Annotated in this window: 16 protein-coding genes; 1 reads left to right on the top strand and 15 read right to left on the bottom strand. The window is 43.1% G+C overall.

The features are described 5' to 3' along the window. Positions 1-359: 359 nt before the first annotated feature. The 7 genes from IEV91_RS17880 to IEV91_RS17850 all read right to left on the bottom strand — a co-directional run bounded on the left by IEV91_RS17880 (position 360) and on the right by IEV91_RS17850 (position 6,597). On the bottom strand, positions 360-983 hold the full coding sequence (locus IEV91_RS17880; protein ID WP_188498805.1) for a thymidine kinase: 624 nt from the start codon (positions 981-983) through the stop codon (positions 360-362). A gap of 177 nt (positions 984-1,160) precedes the next feature. Continuing rightward, the gene (rpmE, locus tag IEV91_RS17875) at positions 1,161-1,367 is read right to left on the bottom strand and encodes a 50S ribosomal protein L31 (protein ID WP_188498801.1); all 207 of its coding nucleotides are present in this window, start codon (positions 1,365-1,367) and stop codon (positions 1,161-1,163) included. A gap of 129 nt (positions 1,368-1,496) precedes the next feature. After that, the gene (gene rho, locus IEV91_RS17870) at positions 1,497-2,759 is read right to left on the bottom strand and encodes a transcription termination factor Rho (RefSeq protein ID WP_188498800.1); all 1,263 of its coding nucleotides are present in this window, start codon (positions 2,757-2,759) and stop codon (positions 1,497-1,499) included. A gap of 181 nt (positions 2,760-2,940) precedes the next feature. Beyond that, positions 2,941-3,141 carry a hypothetical protein gene (locus IEV91_RS17865; protein WP_188498799.1) on the bottom strand — a complete coding sequence of 67 codons (201 nt, stop codon included), beginning with the start codon at positions 3,139-3,141 and terminating at the stop codon, positions 2,941-2,943. Between the two features lie 382 nt (positions 3,142-3,523). After that, complete coding sequence (murA, locus tag IEV91_RS17860) at positions 3,524-4,819, bottom strand: UDP-N-acetylglucosamine 1-carboxyvinyltransferase (protein WP_188498798.1); 1,296 nt, start codon at positions 4,817-4,819, stop codon at positions 3,524-3,526. Positions 4,820-5,106: 287 nt separating this feature from the next. Beyond that, a complete protein-coding gene (locus IEV91_RS17855; protein ID WP_188498797.1) occupies positions 5,107-5,961 on the bottom strand; it encodes a class II fructose-bisphosphate aldolase in 855 nt (284 codons plus the stop codon). Between the two features lie 264 nt (positions 5,962-6,225). Further along, positions 6,226-6,597 carry a response regulator gene (locus tag IEV91_RS17850; protein WP_188498796.1) on the bottom strand — a complete coding sequence of 124 codons (372 nt, stop codon included), beginning with the start codon at positions 6,595-6,597 and terminating at the stop codon, positions 6,226-6,228. A gap of 355 nt (positions 6,598-6,952) precedes the next feature. Between IEV91_RS17850 and IEV91_RS17845 the strand changes: the two genes are divergently transcribed. After that, a complete protein-coding gene (locus tag IEV91_RS17845; protein WP_188498795.1) occupies positions 6,953-7,474 on the top strand; it encodes a DUF2529 family protein in 522 nt (173 codons plus the stop codon). Between the two features lie 180 nt (positions 7,475-7,654). On the opposite strand, the gene pyrG is transcribed toward IEV91_RS17845, so the two are convergent. The 8 genes from pyrG to IEV91_RS17805 form a co-directional block, all read right to left on the bottom strand. Next, entirely contained in the window at positions 7,655-9,268 is a 1,614-nt protein-coding gene (gene pyrG / locus IEV91_RS17840; RefSeq protein ID WP_188498794.1) for a CTP synthase, read from the bottom strand. A 178-nt stretch (positions 9,269-9,446) separates the two neighbouring features. After that, positions 9,447-9,947 (bottom strand): DNA-directed RNA polymerase subunit delta, encoded by a 501-nt coding sequence (gene rpoE / locus IEV91_RS17835; RefSeq protein WP_188498793.1) that lies wholly within the window; start codon positions 9,945-9,947, stop codon positions 9,447-9,449. Between the two features lie 322 nt (positions 9,948-10,269). Beyond that, positions 10,270-13,521, bottom strand: a complete 3,252-nt coding sequence (icmF, locus tag IEV91_RS17830; RefSeq protein ID WP_188498792.1) for a fused isobutyryl-CoA mutase/GTPase IcmF — start codon at positions 13,519-13,521, stop codon at positions 10,270-10,272. A gap of 21 nt (positions 13,522-13,542) precedes the next feature. Then, entirely contained in the window at positions 13,543-14,181 is a 639-nt protein-coding gene (locus tag IEV91_RS17825; protein ID WP_188498791.1) for a TetR/AcrR family transcriptional regulator, read from the bottom strand. 41 nt (positions 14,182-14,222) lie between these two features. After that, entirely contained in the window at positions 14,223-15,365 is a 1,143-nt protein-coding gene (locus IEV91_RS17820; RefSeq protein ID WP_188498790.1) for an acyl-CoA dehydrogenase, read from the bottom strand. Between the two features lie 22 nt (positions 15,366-15,387). Then, entirely contained in the window at positions 15,388-16,527 is a 1,140-nt protein-coding gene (locus IEV91_RS17815; RefSeq protein ID WP_188498789.1) for an acyl-CoA dehydrogenase, read from the bottom strand. Between the two features lie 16 nt (positions 16,528-16,543). Then, positions 16,544-17,401 carry a 3-hydroxybutyryl-CoA dehydrogenase gene (locus IEV91_RS17810; protein ID WP_188498788.1) on the bottom strand — a complete coding sequence of 286 codons (858 nt, stop codon included), beginning with the start codon at positions 17,399-17,401 and terminating at the stop codon, positions 16,544-16,546. A 176-nt stretch (positions 17,402-17,577) separates the two neighbouring features. Next, on the bottom strand, positions 17,578-18,756 hold the full coding sequence (locus IEV91_RS17805; RefSeq protein WP_188498787.1) for an acetyl-CoA C-acetyltransferase: 1,179 nt from the start codon (positions 18,754-18,756) through the stop codon (positions 17,578-17,580). Positions 18,757-18,762: the final 6 nt, after the last annotated feature.

The raw sequence follows: 18,762 nt of genomic DNA, 5'->3' as shown, positions 1-18,762 counted from the left end.
GGAAACTCGATTATCATCCCAAGTTAGCTGAGGCCACTAAGGACGATCGGCTAAAAACGTCACGTCATTAAGGAACTTCGTCTAAGACCGTCACGTCCGTGTGACACCGCCGAAGCTAGCACTTCCTGTGCGTCGAACGCCGACCCTACCCACATCAAAAAATCATAAAACACGATTTTTCTGCGAGGATTATTCTCTTAGCAGCTTTCCTTAGTCGTGTGGGCATGAGGAAAGCGAGCGTTCTGAAGCGTAAATCCACACCTTCCTGGTGACCAGAATTTTATCATTCTTATATTTACAAAAAAACGCATGGGTCTATAACCCACACGTTGAACATTTGCAATCATAGCAATGATCTCTTATCGAATACTTTCTTGGATCACAGCAACCCCGTTACTTTTAGCGGGTTTGCCAGGAACATCATGACAGTGGCGACAGCGAGGTTCATAGGCTTCAGAAGCTCCAACTAAAATAATCGGGTCATCATAATTAGCCGGCTTGCCATTGATCAGTCTTTGCGTCCGACTAGCAGGTGAACCGCAGACCATACAAATCGCATTGAGTTTCGTTACGGTTTCGCTAATCGCCATTAATTCAGGCACCGGATTGAAGGGTTCTCCACGAAAATCCGTATCTAGACCAGCAACAATGACGCGGTGCCCTTGATCTGCGAGCGATTGAGCAATTTCTACGACATTCTCATCAAAAAATTGAACTTCATCAATCGCTATCACATCTGTATCCGGTTTTAAAAGTTTAAGTATTTCTTCAGCATTCTGAATGGGCGTGGCAACAACCGATCGACCCGCATGGGAGACAACTTCCTCATTACTGTAGCGATTATCGATTGCCGGCTTAAAAACCTGTACTTTTTGTTTGCCATACGTGGCGCGGCGCACACGGCGAATCAGTTCTTCTGATTTACCAGAAAACATGCTGCCACACACACATTCAATCCAACCCTCATTATGTGTTAATTGCATCGCTTTTAATCCCTTCACCCGTTTTCTTCACAGTCACTTTCATTGTAGCTTCAAGAAGGGCTTCTTATTAACTCGTTCGAGCTAAGCAGGTGTTTTCTGCGCCCTTCCAAAAGCCTTTAGTGCTTTATTTGAATGAAAAAACAGGCAAGAAAGCCCTGCCTGTCTTTTTCGACATTATTATTTAAGATTGTATTTTTTCTTAAAGCGATCAACACGTCCGCCTTTATCAGCAAAACGTTGGCGACCTGTATAAAATGGGTGACATTCTGAACAAACGTCGATACGAATTGGACCTTCAAGAGTTGAGCCCGTTTCGAATTCATTTCCACAAGTTGTGCATTGTACTTTAACTTTATTGTATTGAGGTTGAATACTTGCTTGCATCACTTTCAGCTCCTTTGCGCCCTGATTCTTTCAAACCAGAGATGTATATAAACACAGCGTTTATTATAACATATTTGAACCGTTATGCAACTTCATAAGAGAGATTTCCAAGCATTGCCCTTTTTATGCCTAGGAAACACCGTTCATCTCTTTTTCAAACAATCTAAAGAATTCTTCATTGGATTTCGTTTTTCTCAAACGCTTATAGAAATGCTCAACAAAGTCTGATGATTCGTCCATCGTCTTGCGTATCGTCCACAACTTCTCCAGATGATCTTTTGGAATGAGGAGTTCTTCTTTCCTTGTACCCGATCGACGAATATCAATTGCAGGGAAAATGCGTCGTTCTGCTAGGCGGCGGTCAAGATGTAATTCCATATTTCCTGTCCCTTTAAATTCCTCATAAATCACATCATCCATCCGTGAACCTGTGTCGATTAAAGCTGTCGCCAGAATCGTGAGGCTACCGCCCTCTTCAATATTCCGGGCTGCACCAAAGAAGCGTTTAGGCTTATGGAAGGCCGCTGGATCAATACCACCAGAGAGGGTTCTACCGCTTGGAGGAATGACGAGGTTATAAGCTCTCGCGAGACGTGTAATACTATCCATGAGAATGATGACATCCTTCTTATGCTCGACTAACCGCATGGCACGTTCAAGCACAAGCTCAGATACCTTAATATGATTTTCAGGCACCTCATCAAAAGTCGAACTTACTACGTCACCTTGAACCGAGCGTTCAATGTCAGTGACTTCCTCTGGGCGTTCATCAACAAGAAGGACAATCAATTCTGCCTCAGGATGATTAACCGTAATACTATTGGCAATTTGCTTAAGTAAAATGGTTTTACCGGCTTTAGGTGGGGCAACAATTAAACCACGTTGTCCATAACCTACTGGGGCTATCATATCAATAATTCGAGTTGAAAGACTTTGACCTGGTATCTCTAAGGTCATTTTGCGATCCGGATACAGAGGGGTAAGGGCTGGAAAGTGAACTCTTTCTTTTGACGTATCAGGGTCTTCACCATTGACGGCTTCGACATGCAATAACCCGTAATAACGTTCATTTTCTTTTGGTGGTCGGACTTTTCCAGAGACACGGTCACCATTTCGCAAATCAAAACGACGGATCTGCGAAGCGGATATGTAGATATCCTCAGAACTTGGTGAGTAATTTATAGGGCGTAAAAACCCAAAGCCTTCTGTTGGAATAATCTCAAGAATACCTTCCATAAATGAAAAGCCATCTTTTTCAGCTTGAGCTTTAAGAATTGCAAAAATCAGTTCACGTTTCGTTAATTTACTATAGTATGAAACCTTATATTCGCGTGCTTGTTGATACAAATCTTTGAGTTTCATATTTTCTAATTCTGCTAAGGAAATTCCCATTATGACACCACTCTTTATTAAGTTTTCTTCTAAAAAATAAATAAATCTCAATGCACAAAATAAACAAAGCTTGTCCATTATCAGCCTTATTGATTAACGCGCGCTGTATACATTTGTTATTAATAAAATTCATTCTTAAACACTGTTGGATGTTGGATTTATAAATGAAGAGATTAAGGAGTTAGAATAATTTAAGCTCATTCAATTCATGGTAGCGATTCTTATTCTTTCCATAGGTTTCGTTAAGTAAACGTTGTTTTAAAAATAAAATGGAGTACGCCTCATTATACTTCGTGTGAAGGAGAATTTCAAGGATGACCAGCCCATTCGCTGATTGCCTTAAAATTCTCCAACCCAAAGTTTCGTTGATGAAATGTTCCATTCGTCCCCATATTAAAAGGATCGGAGTTCATACAGTTGAGGTGCTAGCTTCAGCGTTGTCACACGGACGTAACGAATTTAGCCGAAGTTCCTTGGTTGTTATATTTGTGTTCCCAAGTATTTATCATAAGTGTCCCCTGTTCCTGCGTCGATGAGTTTTGCTTCGAAATCCGCTTTCTCGGAACAACTCGACGTTTACACATGAAGTAAAGCTGGTTGCTGTTCCCGCTGGAGCCTTGCGTTTCCGCTTCAAGCACCTTGCTCGTTGACTCGCACTTTTGGTATTAAAAACTTTTTCTATGTTTTAATAAGAAAATGGCGTGGTTTTCGCCCTATTTTTCTTATCAAATACAATGTCCAAAAAAGGCGAGGAAAAGGTGTTTTTATAATTGATCAATGGACATATTTTCTTCTTCATCCACTTCAAGATCCTCAGTCCAAATTTTGACACCAATGCCTTGGAGTTTTTCTACAAGATGGCTATACCCTCGATAAATATGCTCAACACCTGTGATCTCAGTCACCCCATTGGCGATGATCCCGGCTACAACTAAAGCCGCACCTGCCCTTAATTCCGAAGCCTTAACCTTAGCGCCTTGTAAAGGTGTTGGCCCATCAATAATCGCTGAACTGCTTTCAACCTTAATATCTGCACCCATCCGTCTTAATTCATCGACATGTTTAAAACGGGCTCCGTAGATCGTATCAGTGACGATACTCGATCCCTTGGCTTGTGTTAATAACACCGATAGCGGTTGCTGTAAATCTGTTGGAAAGCCGGGGTGAACTAGGGTTTTCACATCGACTTTTTTTAAAGGAAGCTTCCCTCTCGAGATTTCAATTTGTTCATCTTTAACATTGACCACCACACCCATTTCCCTGAGCTTCGCTGTGAGTGACTCAACATGCTGAGGAATGACGTTATCAACAATAACATGTTCACCCATCGCTGCAGCCATAACCATGAAGGTTCCGGCTTCAATACGGTCTGGAATAATGGAATGCCGGCATCCATGGAGTTCTTTGACCCCATCAATACGAATCACATCGGTTCCAGCCCCTTTGATTCGCGCCCCCATACTTGAAAGTAGGGTGGCAACATCAATGATTTCAGGCTCTTTAGCTGCGTTTTCAATCACAGTTTGTCCCTTCGCGAGTACGGCTGCAAGCATAATATTAATCGTTGCGCCTACACTCACAACATCTAAGTAAATGCGTGCGCCCCTTAATTCATCTGCTCTGAGATAAATGGCACCCTGTTCATTGGTGACTGTAGCCCCCATGGCTTCAAAGCCTTTTATGTGCTGGTCAATGGGCCGTGGGCCAAGATTACATCCACCAGGCAAACCGACAACCGCTTTTTTAAACCGTCCTAACATTGCCCCCATGATATAATAGGACGCCCTTAATTTCTTGACACGTCCATTTGGCAAGGGCATTGAGATCATGTGGGAAGGATCAACGGTCAGTACGTTGTCAGTAAAATCCACTTTACCGCCAATTTCCTCCAAAAGCTCACATAAGTGACGAACATCCGAAATATCCGGCAATTGGTCAATGGTTACGGTTGAATTGGCCAAAATGGCTGCGGGAATTAAAGCGACCGCACTATTTTTTGCTCCGCTAACTTGAATGGTTCCATTTAGGCGATGGCCGCCTTCAATCAGCAATTTCTCCATGATTGACTCCTTTTCCTGGATAACCACAAAGGAGGATATCCTTTAAAAGATAATCGTTTACTCTATTGGGTACCTTCATAATGGTTTCTTCATATTCATCTACGATAACGAAAAAACAGGTGTATTTCAACTTAATAGAAGTAGAGCGAGGTTAAAAGTAGTAAGAAAAAAAGATTTGATCAAAAAACTAGGAAAAAGGGCTCAAAAAAATGAGTCCCTTTATAAGAATCAGTGTATCTTTTTGTCGAAGATACACTGAAATTCCTTTTATCATTAATATGCTAAAATTATGCTTTTTGTGAAGAACCAAATTCGCGCATTTTACCAATAACTGTTTCTTTAATGGTTTCACGAGCAGGTCCTAAGTATTTACGTGGGTCGTATACTTCAGTATCCGCCGCTAATACTTCGCGAACGGTCTTAGTTGAAGCAATTTGATTTTCAGTGTTGACGTTGATTTTAGCCGTTCCTAAAGAAATAGCCTTTTGAATATCCGCTGTTGGAATACCTGTACCACCATGAAGGACTAAAGGCATACCTGTGATATTACTGATTTCTTCCATTTCTTTAAACCCAAGATTCGGTTCACCCTTATAAGGACCATGAACAGATCCAAGTGCAGGCGCTAACGTATCAATGTGTGTAGCTTCAACGAGCTTCTTACATTCTTGTGCATCGGCATAAATAATACCACCGACGACATCATCTTCTTGTCCACCAACAGTCCCTAATTCCGCTTCAACAGAAACGCCTTTTGCATGGGCATATTCAACCACTTTTGAAGTAATTTCAACATTTTCTTCAAATGGATGGTGAGAAGCATCGATCATAACAGAAGTGAATCCTGCATCAATCGCCTCTTTACATTTTTCAAAACTTGAACCATGATCAAGGTGGATGGCCACTGGAACAGAAATATTATAATCTTCCATTAGTCCTTCAACCATTTTTACAACGGTTTTGAAGCCGCCGATATAACGTCCTGCACCTTCAGAAACACCAAGGATAACTGGTGATTTTTCTTCCTCTGCAGCTTGTAGGATCGCTTGAGTATATTCAAGATTATTAATGTTGAATTGACCTACAGCATAATGCCCTTCTTTCGCTTTGTTTAGCATCTCTGTCATGGATACTAATGGCATGAAAAAAACCTCCCTTAATAATTTCCCATTTTGATTAGGCCGGTCAATCAGGCGAATGCCCTATGACAATTTAATGATTACACAAACGTATATGTAAGTATGCTTCACCAACAATCGAGAAAATGTGACGCATTTCATCTTTTTTCTGATGAAGGCATATTCAACATTAGCCATTATACCACAATAAATTGTGAAGAATAAAATTGTGCTTTAAACCTTCATATTATTTAATTTAAATCGAATAATTATGTGCAAAAAAATTTATTATTCAAGTGGAAGCTCTTTTTTTACCGCTTCAATAACTTCATCGATGTCAAAGGGTTTGGCAAAATGTGTGATGGCTCCATAATCAACCGCTTCTTTGATCATATCGAGTTCTCCATACGCCGTCATAATAATGACTTTGATCTCCTTATTGTCCTTCTTGATTCGTTTTAAAATCTCGAGACCATCCATACCTGGAATTTTCATATCTAAAATAACAAGACCCGGTTTCTCCTTCTCTACGATCTGTAGCGCATTGGCTCCGTTAGCCGCTTGGAATGTCTGATAGCCTTCCTTTTCAAAGATTTCATTAAGTAAAATACGAATGCCAAATTGATCATCTACAATTAACAGCTTTTGTTTCTTAGTCATATTAGTCGCCTCTCTTATTGTTTTTTTTATGTATAATGGGTTATTAGTACGGCATCACTTCTACTTATTTGGAAAGTACCTAATATGCTTTTTAACTGTAACCTTTTAGTATAAGCTCCTTCAGCCCTTAACTGTGATCAAAGAAGCATGCCACCTCGGCTATAAGCCGGAACATTATCCTTAGCCTATAACCTGTTCTTTCAAACCTCTAAAGCTTATACTTTGGGTACAAAAAGACATCCCAATCGCTTAATTCGCCTTCGCCCCTTGATTTTCCTGCATAAATCTTGGAAAAATGATAGATAAGGTAAACTTCTTTTAGCTATTACATTAATTAAGACAAGGAGAGATCTAAATGCTCAAAATATATTTAACCCAATTACGCGGTGTCCTTGAGAAGCTTATCGAAAAGAATGAGGAGACTTTTGAAGATGCTGCGCGTTTACTCGCTCAAGCTGTCGTCTCGGATGGCACTGTGTTTATCTACGGTTTTGAAGAAATGAGAGCCGTAGCCATTGAAGCCCTGGAAAGCCCCAACAAAATTGCGGATGCTCAGCCACTCAATAGAGAGCCCTTAACTTTAAGCCCTATGGATCGCGTCATTCTCATCACGCGACAGGATGATGATACCTCAGCCGCTAAACTCGCTAAGAAAATTTCAGAGACTGGAGCCATGACTATCGGAATGTCTACAGTTACAAAAGGAGACCTCCACCCTTTTTCTGAGACCGTTGACGTTCATATTAATCTGAATAGTCACAGAGCGCTCATCCCTACCGAAAGTGGAGACAGAGTCGGTGTCCCCTCCACTCTCGCTGCCCTTTTCAGCTACCACGGACTCTATTTCACACTTCTTGAAGTGCTTGAGGATCAGTAGCATAGGTGGGCACCATTTAAGAACATGGCTCACGCACTAAAGTACCCGCTGACTCGCAAATGGATGCACGACTCAAAAAAGGACATCCATACAGCGTCCAACTTATAAATCCTAGCGTTATAAAGAAAAAAACAGTATGAAAGAGAATATCCTCTCTAACATACTGTTTTATGATCTTTATTACTGATTAACTTTAACGGCATGAGGGATCGTTGCCCCTACAAAGTCTTTGAAAAGCGCTTGTGGCTTGGTTGGTCTGGACTTAAATTCAGGATGAAATTGGCTGGCGACAAACCAAGGGTGATCTTTTAATTCAATAATTTCTACCAAGCGCCCGTCTGGACTAACGCCTGAGAAAATGAATCCCTTCGCTTCCATTGCCTCACGATATTCGTTATTAAATTCATAACGATGGCGATGACGTTCATAGACAACGGGTTCTTGATAAGCCTCATAGGTATGGGTTCCTTCTTGAATGCGACAAGGATACAATCCTAAGCGCAACGTGCCTCCCATATCTTCAACATCCTTCTGCTCTGGCAGTAAATCAATAATGGGATAAGGCGTTGAAGGGTCAATTTCTGAAGAATGAGCGCCTTTTAACTGGAGAACATTTCTGGCAAATTCGATAGAAGCCAGCTGCATGCCCAAACAAATGCCTAGGAATGGAACCTGGTGCTCACGAGCGTACTGAATCGCTAAAATTTTCCCTTCGATCCCGCGGTCACCAAATCCACCTGGTACCAGAATACCATCTGCTTTAGATAGCAGCTCGTCCACATTGCCTTCATGGACATTTTCAGAATTGATCCATTCGATTTGAACATCGGCATCATGCGAATAACCGGCATGTTTAAGTGACTCAACAACAGACAAGTAGGCATCTTGAAGCTCAACATACTTCCCTACAAGGGCGATCGTTGTCGTTTTACTTAGATTGAGGACTTTATCCACGAGGGATTGCCACTCTCCCATGTCGGCAGGTCCAACATCTAGCTTTAAGTGATCACAAACAATCTGATCCATGTTTTGTTGTTGTAGGGCAATAGGCACTTGGTATAAGGTTTCTGCATCTTGGCACTCGATCACAGCTTTGGCTTCGATGTCACAGAACAAGGCAATTTTATCCTTCATATCTTGGGAAATCGGGGTCTCCGTACGAACCACAATAATATTCGGTTGAATGCCCAAGCTCCTTAACTCCTTGACGCTATGTTGTGTTGGCTTGGTTTTCATTTCACCCGCTGCTTTAATATAAGGCACGAGGGTACAGTGAACATACATGACATTTTCTACGCCGACATCACTTTTAATCTGACGAATGGCTTCTAAGAAGGGCAGACTTTCAATGTCCCCGACCGTTCCCCCGATTTCTGTGATGACGACATCTGCGCCCGTTTCGCGACCGGCTCTAAATACACGATCCTTAATTTCATTCGTAATATGAGGAATAACTTGAACCGTTCCACCAAGATAATCGCCACGACGCTCTTTGCGAATAACAGAGGAATAAATTTTACCGGTTGTCACATTACTGTTTTTATTTAAATTGATATCGATAAAACGTTCATAGTGGCCAAGGTCTAAATCGGTTTCTGCCCCATCGTCAGTGACGAAAACTTCCCCGTGTTGATAAGGACTCATTGTTCCGGGATCAACGTTGATATAAGGATCAAACTTTTGGATAGTTACCTTTAATCCACGGTTTTTAAGCAAACGTCCAAGCGAGGCTGCTGTTATCCCTTTACCCAATGAAGACACAACGCCACCTGTTACAAAAATATATTTTGTCACGATCTTCCACTCCTTTAAACATGTCTATATGTTCTCTGAAAATCAGTTAAAAAATACAATAAAAAAGGTGAAGCTTCCCCCAGTAATTGGAGGGCTTCACCTTATTGATGTTTAGTTGACTTATAGCCCAAAAATGATTTTATCAGAGAAAAGGAATAGAAGCAAGCCTTTGTTTGGCTTAATCCTCTTCTTCCTCATCTTCATCGTCTTCATCATCATATTCTTCATCGAGATCATCATCGTCATCGCTATATTCATCATCGTCATCATTAAAATCTTCATCGAGATCATCATCGTCATCATAAATATCATCATCATCAATGTCATCAAAAACATCATCATCGTCAAAATCAGCAAAGACATCTTCAAGATCGTCGTCATCATCGGATGATTTCCGTTTGCGCTTCGGTGCGAGTTTAGATGCAACATCTTCGTCACGCTGGTCCATAGGATACCAACTTTTCAGGCCCCAAAAGTTATTCCCTAAACTCAGGAAGCGGCCATCAAGATTTAAGTTGGTGTAGACACGTGCATAATATTCAGCCCGCTCTTCTTCGTCTAACTTATTGGCAGAAATCATTTTTAATAAATCATAAAATGTTTGAGGTTGTTTACTATCGTTTAATAGATCATAGAGTTGATCCAATACCGGCTTTTCGGAAACCTTTTGTTCAGCCATTCTGTACACCCTTTCCAATGCCATTAATCAATAAAAGATTATTTTGGAAAAACCTTAGCTTCACGCCCATTTCTAATGGCGAGCATTAAAGTTTTACTTATAAAGCTGATGTCAGCTTATTTGCTTATAGTGCTAAAACCCATTTTAACTCTAACAGTGTAAACAAAAGTTGTATAAAATAAAACATTAGCATAAATAGACTGCTTTGACCAGAGAAAAGGCATCCCTTACATATGTAAAAGAGCAAGAGGGAATGCCTGTCGCCTCTCACTCTATAAGATAATAGGTTATCGCAAATTAAGCAAGGCTTTCCTGACCTTTTTTACATATTTCTGCGATATTGTCCGCCAACTTCATAAAGGGCCTTGGTTATTTCGCCAAGACTGGCGACTTTAACGGTCTCCATTAACTCCGCAAAAATATTGCCACCTCCCAAAGCCACTTTTTTGAGCTTCATAAGTGCTTCGCCTACTTGCTCTTGATGTTTCGCTTTAAAGGCTTGCAGATGCTTGATTTGAGCCTCCTTTTCCTCTTTTGTTGCTCGGGCAAGCTCTAATTCCATTTCTTCTTCATGTCCATTAGGATTAATATATGTGTTCACACCTATAATTGGCAGTTCACCACTATGCTTTTTCATTTCATAAAGCATGGACTCCTCTTGAATGCGGCCTCTTTGGTACATGACCTCCATCGCACCTAAAACGCCTCCACGGGAATTCAAACGATCAAATTCTGCGAGGACTGCCTCTTCTACAAGGTCAGTCAATTCATCAATAATAAAGGCCCCTTGTAAAGGATTTTCATTTTTTGCCCAGCCCAGTTCTTTTGAAATGATCATTTGGATCGCCATCGCCCTACGCACTGATTCTTCAGAAGGTGTCGTGATGGCTTCATCATATGAATTGGTATGAAGAGAGTTACAGTTATCATAGACAGCCATAAGAGCTTGTAGGGTCGTACGGATATCGTTAAAGTTGATTTCTTGAGCATGTAAGGATCGCCCGGATGTTTGGATATGATATTTTAGCTTCTGACTGCGCGCATTTGCGCCATATTTATTTTTCATCACTGTCGCCCAAATGCGCCGTGCCACACGGCCAATGACGGTATACTCTGCATCCAAACCATTTGAAAAGAAAAATGAGAGGTTCGGTGCAAAATCGTCAATCGCCATCCCGCGACTGAGATAATATTCCACATAAGTGAACCCATTGGCTAAAGTAAAAGCCAGCTGAGAAATTGGATTCGCCCCTGCCTCAGCGATGTGGTAACCCGAAATCGACACAGAATAATAATTGCGTACTTTATGATCAATAAAATATTGTTGAATATCCCCCATCAACCGCAGCGCAAATTCTGTTGAAAAAATACACGTATTTTGTCCTTGATCCTCCTTTAAAATATCGGCCTGGACGGTTCCACGCACAGTTGCTAAAGTCCATGCCTTGATTTCCTGTGCTTCCTTATCACTGGGCTTTCTATTCTGCTCCCTCTCAAATCTTTGTAATTGTTGATCAATCGCAGTATTCATAAACATCGCTAAAATAATCGGAGCAGGTCCATTAATGGTCATTGAAACTGAGGTGGACGGAGCACAAAGGTCAAAGCCATCATAGAGCTTTTTCATATCCTCAAGTGTACAAATGCTCACACCACTTTCGCCCACCTTGCCGTAGATGTCCGGTCTGCGATCAGGGTTTTCTCCATATAAGGTCACCGAGTCAAAGGCTGTGCTCAGGCGCTTGGCTTCATCATCTTTTGAAAGATAGTGAAATCTGCGGTTCGTCCTTTCAGGTGTTCCCTCGCCTGCAAATTGCCGTTTGGGGTCTTCGCCTTTTCTTTTAAACGGAAATACCCCAGCAGTATAAGGAAACGAACCCGGCACGTTTTCTTTATAAACCCATTGGAGAATTTCTCCCCAATCTTCATATTTAGGTAACGCCACTTTTGGAATCTCTAAACCGGATAAGGTTCGTGTTGTTAATTCAGTGACAATGTCTTTATCACGGACCTTTACATTGAATGTCTTTTTACTATATTTTTGTTTGAGCGCTTCCCACCCGGCTAAAATCTTCCGTGATTCAGGAGCAAGCTGGTCGAGCGTCTTCGCTTTCAAGTTCTCTAAATAGTTGAGATGCCCCTCATCAGGCTCTGCCTCTTCTTTTAAGGCTTCGATAGTGCCATTGAGCTGAAAAGCACGGCGAGCAATCTTCACTTGCTCTGACACAAAGGTCTGATAAGTGCGTATGGTTTTTACAATTTCATTAAGATAATGGGTGCGGTCAGGCGGAATCACAACGCTCTCCTTTTTGACGGTTAACTCACCCACCGCTGGGAGCGGCCACTCTTTCTTTGTAACTTCCTGTATCTTATTAATAAGGGCCCCAAAAAGCTGGTTCATGCCAGCATCGTTAAATTGACTAGCAATGGTACCATAGATGGGCATCTCTTCAGGAGAGCGATCAAACAGAAGATGACTGCGTTGATACTGCTTGCGCACATCGCGCAAAGCATCCTCAGACCCTTTACGATCAAATTTATTAATGGCAATCAGATCAGCAAAATCAATCATATCGATCTTCTCTAATTGCGAAGGAGCGCCATATTCACTGGTCATCACATACATCGCGACATCGGAAATATCCGTAATCTCCGCATCCCCTTGGCCTATCCCACTAGTTTCAATGATAATCAAATCAAAGGGCGCTTTTTGAACAACAGCAAGGGCATCGCGAATGGCCAAAGAGAGCTCAGTTTTTGATTGGCGAGTAGCAAGCGAACGCATATAGACTCGAGGATTATGAATGGCATTCATACGGATACGATCGCCAAGAAGGGCCCCACCTGTCTTTTGTTTCGTTGGGTCGATAGACAAAATCGCTAATCTTTTATCAGGGTATTGCATCAAAAAGCGCCGTACAAGTTCATCGGTCAAAGAACTTTTCCCAGCTCCTCCTGTCCCTGTAATCCCAAGGACAGGCGTCCGTGTGCCTTTATCCCCCTCAGAATGAAGCGCTTCCAAAGCGGCTGAAACTTCTTTCACTTCCTCACTATTCTCAACAGCAGTAATTAAGCGGGCAATCGCACGGGCCTCTCCCTTCACCACTTCTTCTAATTCACTTTCTAACTTGGTTACTGTAGGAAAGTCGCATTCCTCTAGCATGATACTAATCATACCTTCAAGCCCATACTTGCGGCCATCCTCCGGTGAGAATATACGGGCAATGCCATAATCATGAAGCTCCTGGATTTCACTAGGAATGATGACCCCACCGCCACCACCATAAATTCGAATATGTCCGGCGCCCTTTTCCTGCAAGAGGTCATACATATACTTAAAATATTCCAGGTGACCGCCTTGATAAGAAGAGATCGCAATCCCCTGAACATCCTCTTGGATTGCGGCTTGGATAACCTCTTGAGCTGAGCGATTGTGACCCAAGTGAATGACTTCTGCTCCCCCTTGCTGTAAAATCCGCCTCATAATATTTATCGAGGCGTCATGACCATCAAATAGACTCGAAGCCGTCACAAAACGCACATGATTTTTTGGGTGATAGAGTTGATTAGCCACGTGATTTGAACCCCTCTCTTTTTATATTTTTTCAGAAAGCACCTTTGTCGATAAGCTTGTTGTCACTGCATCCGCTAAAGCGTCCGCAAAGGCTTCTCGGGTAAAGGTTTTCCGTAGCCCCCAACGCCGGAAGGCCCACATCTGGCATTGCACAAGAATATGATGGCCATAAAAACGGATGTCCTCCTTCGACAACAGGAGCTGCCCCTCTGTAGCACAATGCTCAAGCAGTCTTTCAATCAGCTTTACCATTTCCATTTCTTTATTTAGCACGTAGGGAAGGGCATCTTTAGAAAGTGATTTGGCTTCCTGGTACATGACGAGAACTTCATCTTGCATTTCATCCATGACTTTCACGCAATCCAATATAGCACGTCTAAGACCCTCGAGACCCCGCCCTTGTTGCCTAAAGCTTTCCTCCAGCCGGTCCTTAAATTTGTTATAGATATCATCACAGACCAAAAATAAGACATCCTCTTTTGAACGGATATATTCATATAAGGTCCCAATACTAAAGCCGGATGCTTGAGCGATCTCTCTAGTTGTCGTTCTGTGGAAGCCTTTTTCCGTAAATAGGGCAACGGCAGCCTTTATCATCTGTTCCCGCCTCATCTCAATCAGCGAGGTATTTTTAACGGATGTTTTCACTTTCTTTGTCATGATAGCCCCCTCCTTCCTGTTAAATGATCTATCCTAAGAGGTCAATCCTTGAGTAAAAATCTTGAAATCACCAATCTTTGGATTTCGTTAGTCCCCTCATAAATTTGTGTGATTTTTGCATCGCGCATGTAGCGCTCTACAGGATAATCCTTTGTGTAACCATAGCCGCCAAACACTTGGACGGCCTCTGTCGTTACTTCCATAGCAGTATCTCCAGCAAAAAGCTTCGACATCGCCGACGCCTTCCCATAAGGAAGTCCCTCACTTTCGAGCCAGGCCGCTTGATAGGTTAAAAGTCTAGCGGCTTCTACTTTCGTTGCCATGTCCGCTAATTTAAAGCCCACCCCTTGATGAAGACCAATAGGTTTTCCAAATTGCTTACGTTCCTTTGCATAAGCGGTAGCGGCGTCGAGGGCACCTTGCGCTATACCTACAGCCTGTGCAGCGATCCCATTACGGCCACCATCCAGTGTCATCATGGCAATCTTAAACCCTTCTCCTTCTTCACCAAGCAAGTTTTCTTTAGGAATCTGACACTCATCAAAACTGAGCTCTAGGGTCGGAGATGAACGAATACCCAGCTTTTTCTCTTTCTTTCCAAAGGTGAACCCTGGGGTGCCTTTTTCCACAATAAAAGCACTCGAACCTTTATGCTTACTTGTTGGATCTGTCATGGCGATAACAATGTAGATTTCAGCTTCCCCGCCATTTGTTGTGAAAATTTTTGTTCCATTGAGGACGTAATGGTCCCCCTCTCGTTTAGCGGTGGTCTTCATTGCCCCAGCATCCGATCCTGATCCTGGTTCTGTCAGCCCATAAGCACCAATTTTTTCTCCTAGCGCCAGCGGCTTCAAAAACTTTTGCTTCTGTTCTTCGTTACCAAATTTATAGAGAGGCCAGCTTGCTAATGACGTATGTGCTGAAAGGGTCACCCCTGTCGACGCACATACTCTCGAGAGCTCTTCGACGGCAATAACATAGCCTAAGTAGTCCATGCCAATGCCGCCATAATTTTCTGGCCAAGGAATACCCGCGAGCCCTAATTCAGCCATCTTATCAAAGATAGCACGATCAAAGCGCTCATCCTCATCCCGCTCACTTGCGGTAGGCGCCACTTCTTTTAAAGCAAATTCCCTCACGGTTTTTCTCAACATGTCATGCTCATCGCTTAGTTTAAACTGCATGGTCTTCTCCCCTTATGTCTCTTTATTTTAAAAGTTGTTTGCTAATAACAATGCGTTGAATTTCACTCGTCCCCTCATAAATTTCCGTGATTTTGGCATCACGGAAATAGCGCTCCACTGGATAATCCTCAGTGTAGCCATAGCCACCAAACACTTGAACAGCTTCTATCGCTGTTTTCACAGCCGTTTGTGAGGCAAATAGCTTAGCCATCGAGGCTTCCTTCGAACACGATTCACCGCGCATGACTAAATCGGCTGCCTGATAAACCAATAAACGTGCGGCTTCAATCCCCGTGGCAAGATCAGCAAGCTTAAAGCCAATGCCTTGATGCTTGATTAAAGGTTTGCCAAACTGTTTTCTTTGATTAGCATAGTCCAGCGCGTGTTCATAAGCACCCTCAGCAATCCCCAAGGCCTGAGCAGCAATGCCAATGCGTCCAATGTTCAAGGTTGTCATGGCAACTTTAAAACCTTGCCCCTCTTCTCCCAAACGATTTTCAACAGGGACCTTAACCTCATCAAAGATCAAAGGCACCGAACTGGATCCATGCAGTCCCATCTTGCGTTCCGCTTTTCCAATCGTAAGACCTGCCGTTTGGCGTTCAACGATGAAAGCACTTATGCCACGCCCTCCTTTATCAGGAGCTGTTTTGGCAAACACAATAAATGTATCGGCTACTGATCCATTCGTGATGAACATTTTAGAGCCATTGAGGATATAATGATTCCCTTCTCGCCTCGCTCGTGTTTGCAAGCTAGCCGCGTCAGAGCCTACACTAGACTCCGTCACAGCAAAGGCCCCAATGTATTCACCATTTGCGAGTCTCGGGATGTATTTTTGCTTTTGATCTTCATGACCAAAGTAAAGAATAGGATTGGTCCCTGCTGATGTATGAACAGACAAAATAACACCGAGCGTTGGACTGACCTTAGACAGTTCTTCAATTGTTAAGATATAAGAGAGCACATCCATACCCGACCCGCCATATCGCTCAGGAATTGGGATACCTAATAACCCTATTTCACCCATCCTTTTGACAAGGCTTAAAGGAAACTGATCCGTTACTTCCATTTCTCGAACCACAGGCGCCACTTCTTTTTTGGCAAAGTCACGCACCATCTGCCGCATCATGTGCTGTTCTTCATTCAAATGAAAGTCCATGGCACTTCATTCCTCCTTAGGCGTATTGATAGAAGCCTTTACCAGTCTTCTTCCCTAACCAACCTGCTTTGACATACTTTCGTAATAGCGGACAGGGGCGATATTTATCATCACCTAAGCCCTCGTGCAGGACTTCCATAATATAGAGGCAAGTGTCCAAGCCAATAAAGTCCGCTAAAGTCAGCGGTCCCATCGGATGGTTCGCCCCCAGCTTCATCACCTCATCCACCGCCTCAGGGGTAGCCACGCCTTCATAGACAGTATAAATCGCTTCATTGATCATCGGCATGAGGACGCGATTGGATACAAAACCTGGAAAATCATTGACTTCTACCGCCGTTTTATTCAGTGATTGCGCGGTGTGTTGCACAGCTTTAAAGACCGCATCATGTGTGGCCAATCCACGAATGACTTCCACTAATTTCATGACAGGAACGGGATTCATAAAATGCATACCAATGACTTGTTCCGGTCGGTTTGTGACGGCTGCGATTTCTGTAATTGGAAGTGAAGACGTATTTGTCGCTAAGATCGTTTTCGCTGGCATTAAACGATCAAGTGTCTTAAAAATCTCTGATTTCACATGAATATTTTCCGTGACGGCTTCCACCACTAAGTCAATGTTCGTGGCCTCTGCCAAGTTCACTAGCTTTTCCATATGATTAAGCGCTGTCATTTTGTTCTCCGTGGTTAGGCGGCCCTTCGATTCCTCGCGCTCTAAGCGCTTCTTAATACTTTCCATTGCCTTATCCAAGGCATCCTCACTATTGTCGTGAAGAAAGACCGAAAAACCCGACTGGGCAAACACTTGAGCAATCCCTGCCCCCATTTGTCCTGCACCAATAACCAATACGCGATTGATATTATAGTCCATCGTTATTTTCCCTCCTCAGAAAACTTGGCTTATACTCCACCACTTTCTTAAGCACACCCCTGATGTTCGTGATGTCGCACTCACATCCTAAGGGTGTTGCCAAGACTTAACAGCAATAAAGTCTAAGTTACACTTATAAGGTCTTCCACTAAGTTATACATTGTGGTGTATGAAATTTAAACTTGAATGAGGATGGCATCCCCTTGGCCACCGCCACTACAGATTGAAGCCATCCCAAGGCCACCACCTCGCCGTTTTAATTCATAAATAAGCGTCATTAAGATACGGGCACCACTTGCACCAATGGGATGACCCAAGGCCACTGCACCGCCATTGACATTGATTTTTTCCGGATCGATGCCGACCAGTTTCTGTGACGTTAGTGCCACTGCCGCAAAGGCTTCATTGATTTCAAATAAATCAATATCTGCAAGGGTTTTCCCTGTTTTCTTCAAAAGTTCACGAATAACGAGTCCTGGTGTTTCCGGAAAATCTTTTGCCTCCACGGCTATCGCGGTGTGTCCTAATATAGTAGCAAGCACTTCTTTCCCTTGATCGGCTGCCACCGCCTCGTCCATTAAGACAAAGGCGCCTGCACCATCATTGACGCCTGGTGCGTTGCCCGCAGTGACTGTCCCGTCCTGACTGAACGCTGGTTTTAAGCGCTGTAACTTTTCTAGGGTGGTGTCTCTCCTCACCGCTTCATCTGTTGAAACCACGCGCGGGTCACCTTTTCGCTGTGGCACTTCGACGGGAATAATTTCTTCAGAGAATTTACCCGAATCAATGGCCGCTGCCGCTCGCTGATGACTTCTGAGTGCCCATTGATCTTGCTCGAGTCGAGAAATACCGTGCTTCTCAGCAGTATTACTGCCGTAAATCCCCATATGGACACCATTAAAGGCACACGTCAGCCCGTCATGTACCATTAAATCAACCACCTGTTGATCACCCATGCGATACCCCCAGCGGGCATTAGGGAGTATGTATGGCGCATGACTCATCGATTCCATGCCCCCTGCAATAATGACCTGGGCATCTCCCGCACGAATAATCTGGTCCCCTAAGGTCACACTGCGGAGCCCTGAGGCGCACACTTTATTAATGGTTTCTGTTTTAACGGACCAGGGTAACCCTGCTTTTTGTGCTGCCTGTCGGGAGGGAATTTGCCCCTGCCCTCCTTGCAGAACCATGCCCATGATCACCTCATCCACAGCCTCTCCATCAATTCCTGCTCTCTCTTTAACCGCTTTAATCACTTGACCTCCAAGTTCTATGGCTGATAAAGAACTAAGACCGCCCCCAAATTTCCCAAAAGGAGTCCTTGCCGCTGCCGTTATCACTGTTCTTTTCATCTCTAC

Source organism: Pullulanibacillus pueri (genome assembly GCF_014639255.1).
Classification (GTDB): Bacteria; Bacillota; Bacilli; order Bacillales; family Sporolactobacillaceae; genus Pullulanibacillus; species Pullulanibacillus pueri.
The sequence above is the reverse complement of the archived record's forward strand: the minus strand, read 5'-3'. Positions and strand labels throughout refer to the sequence as shown.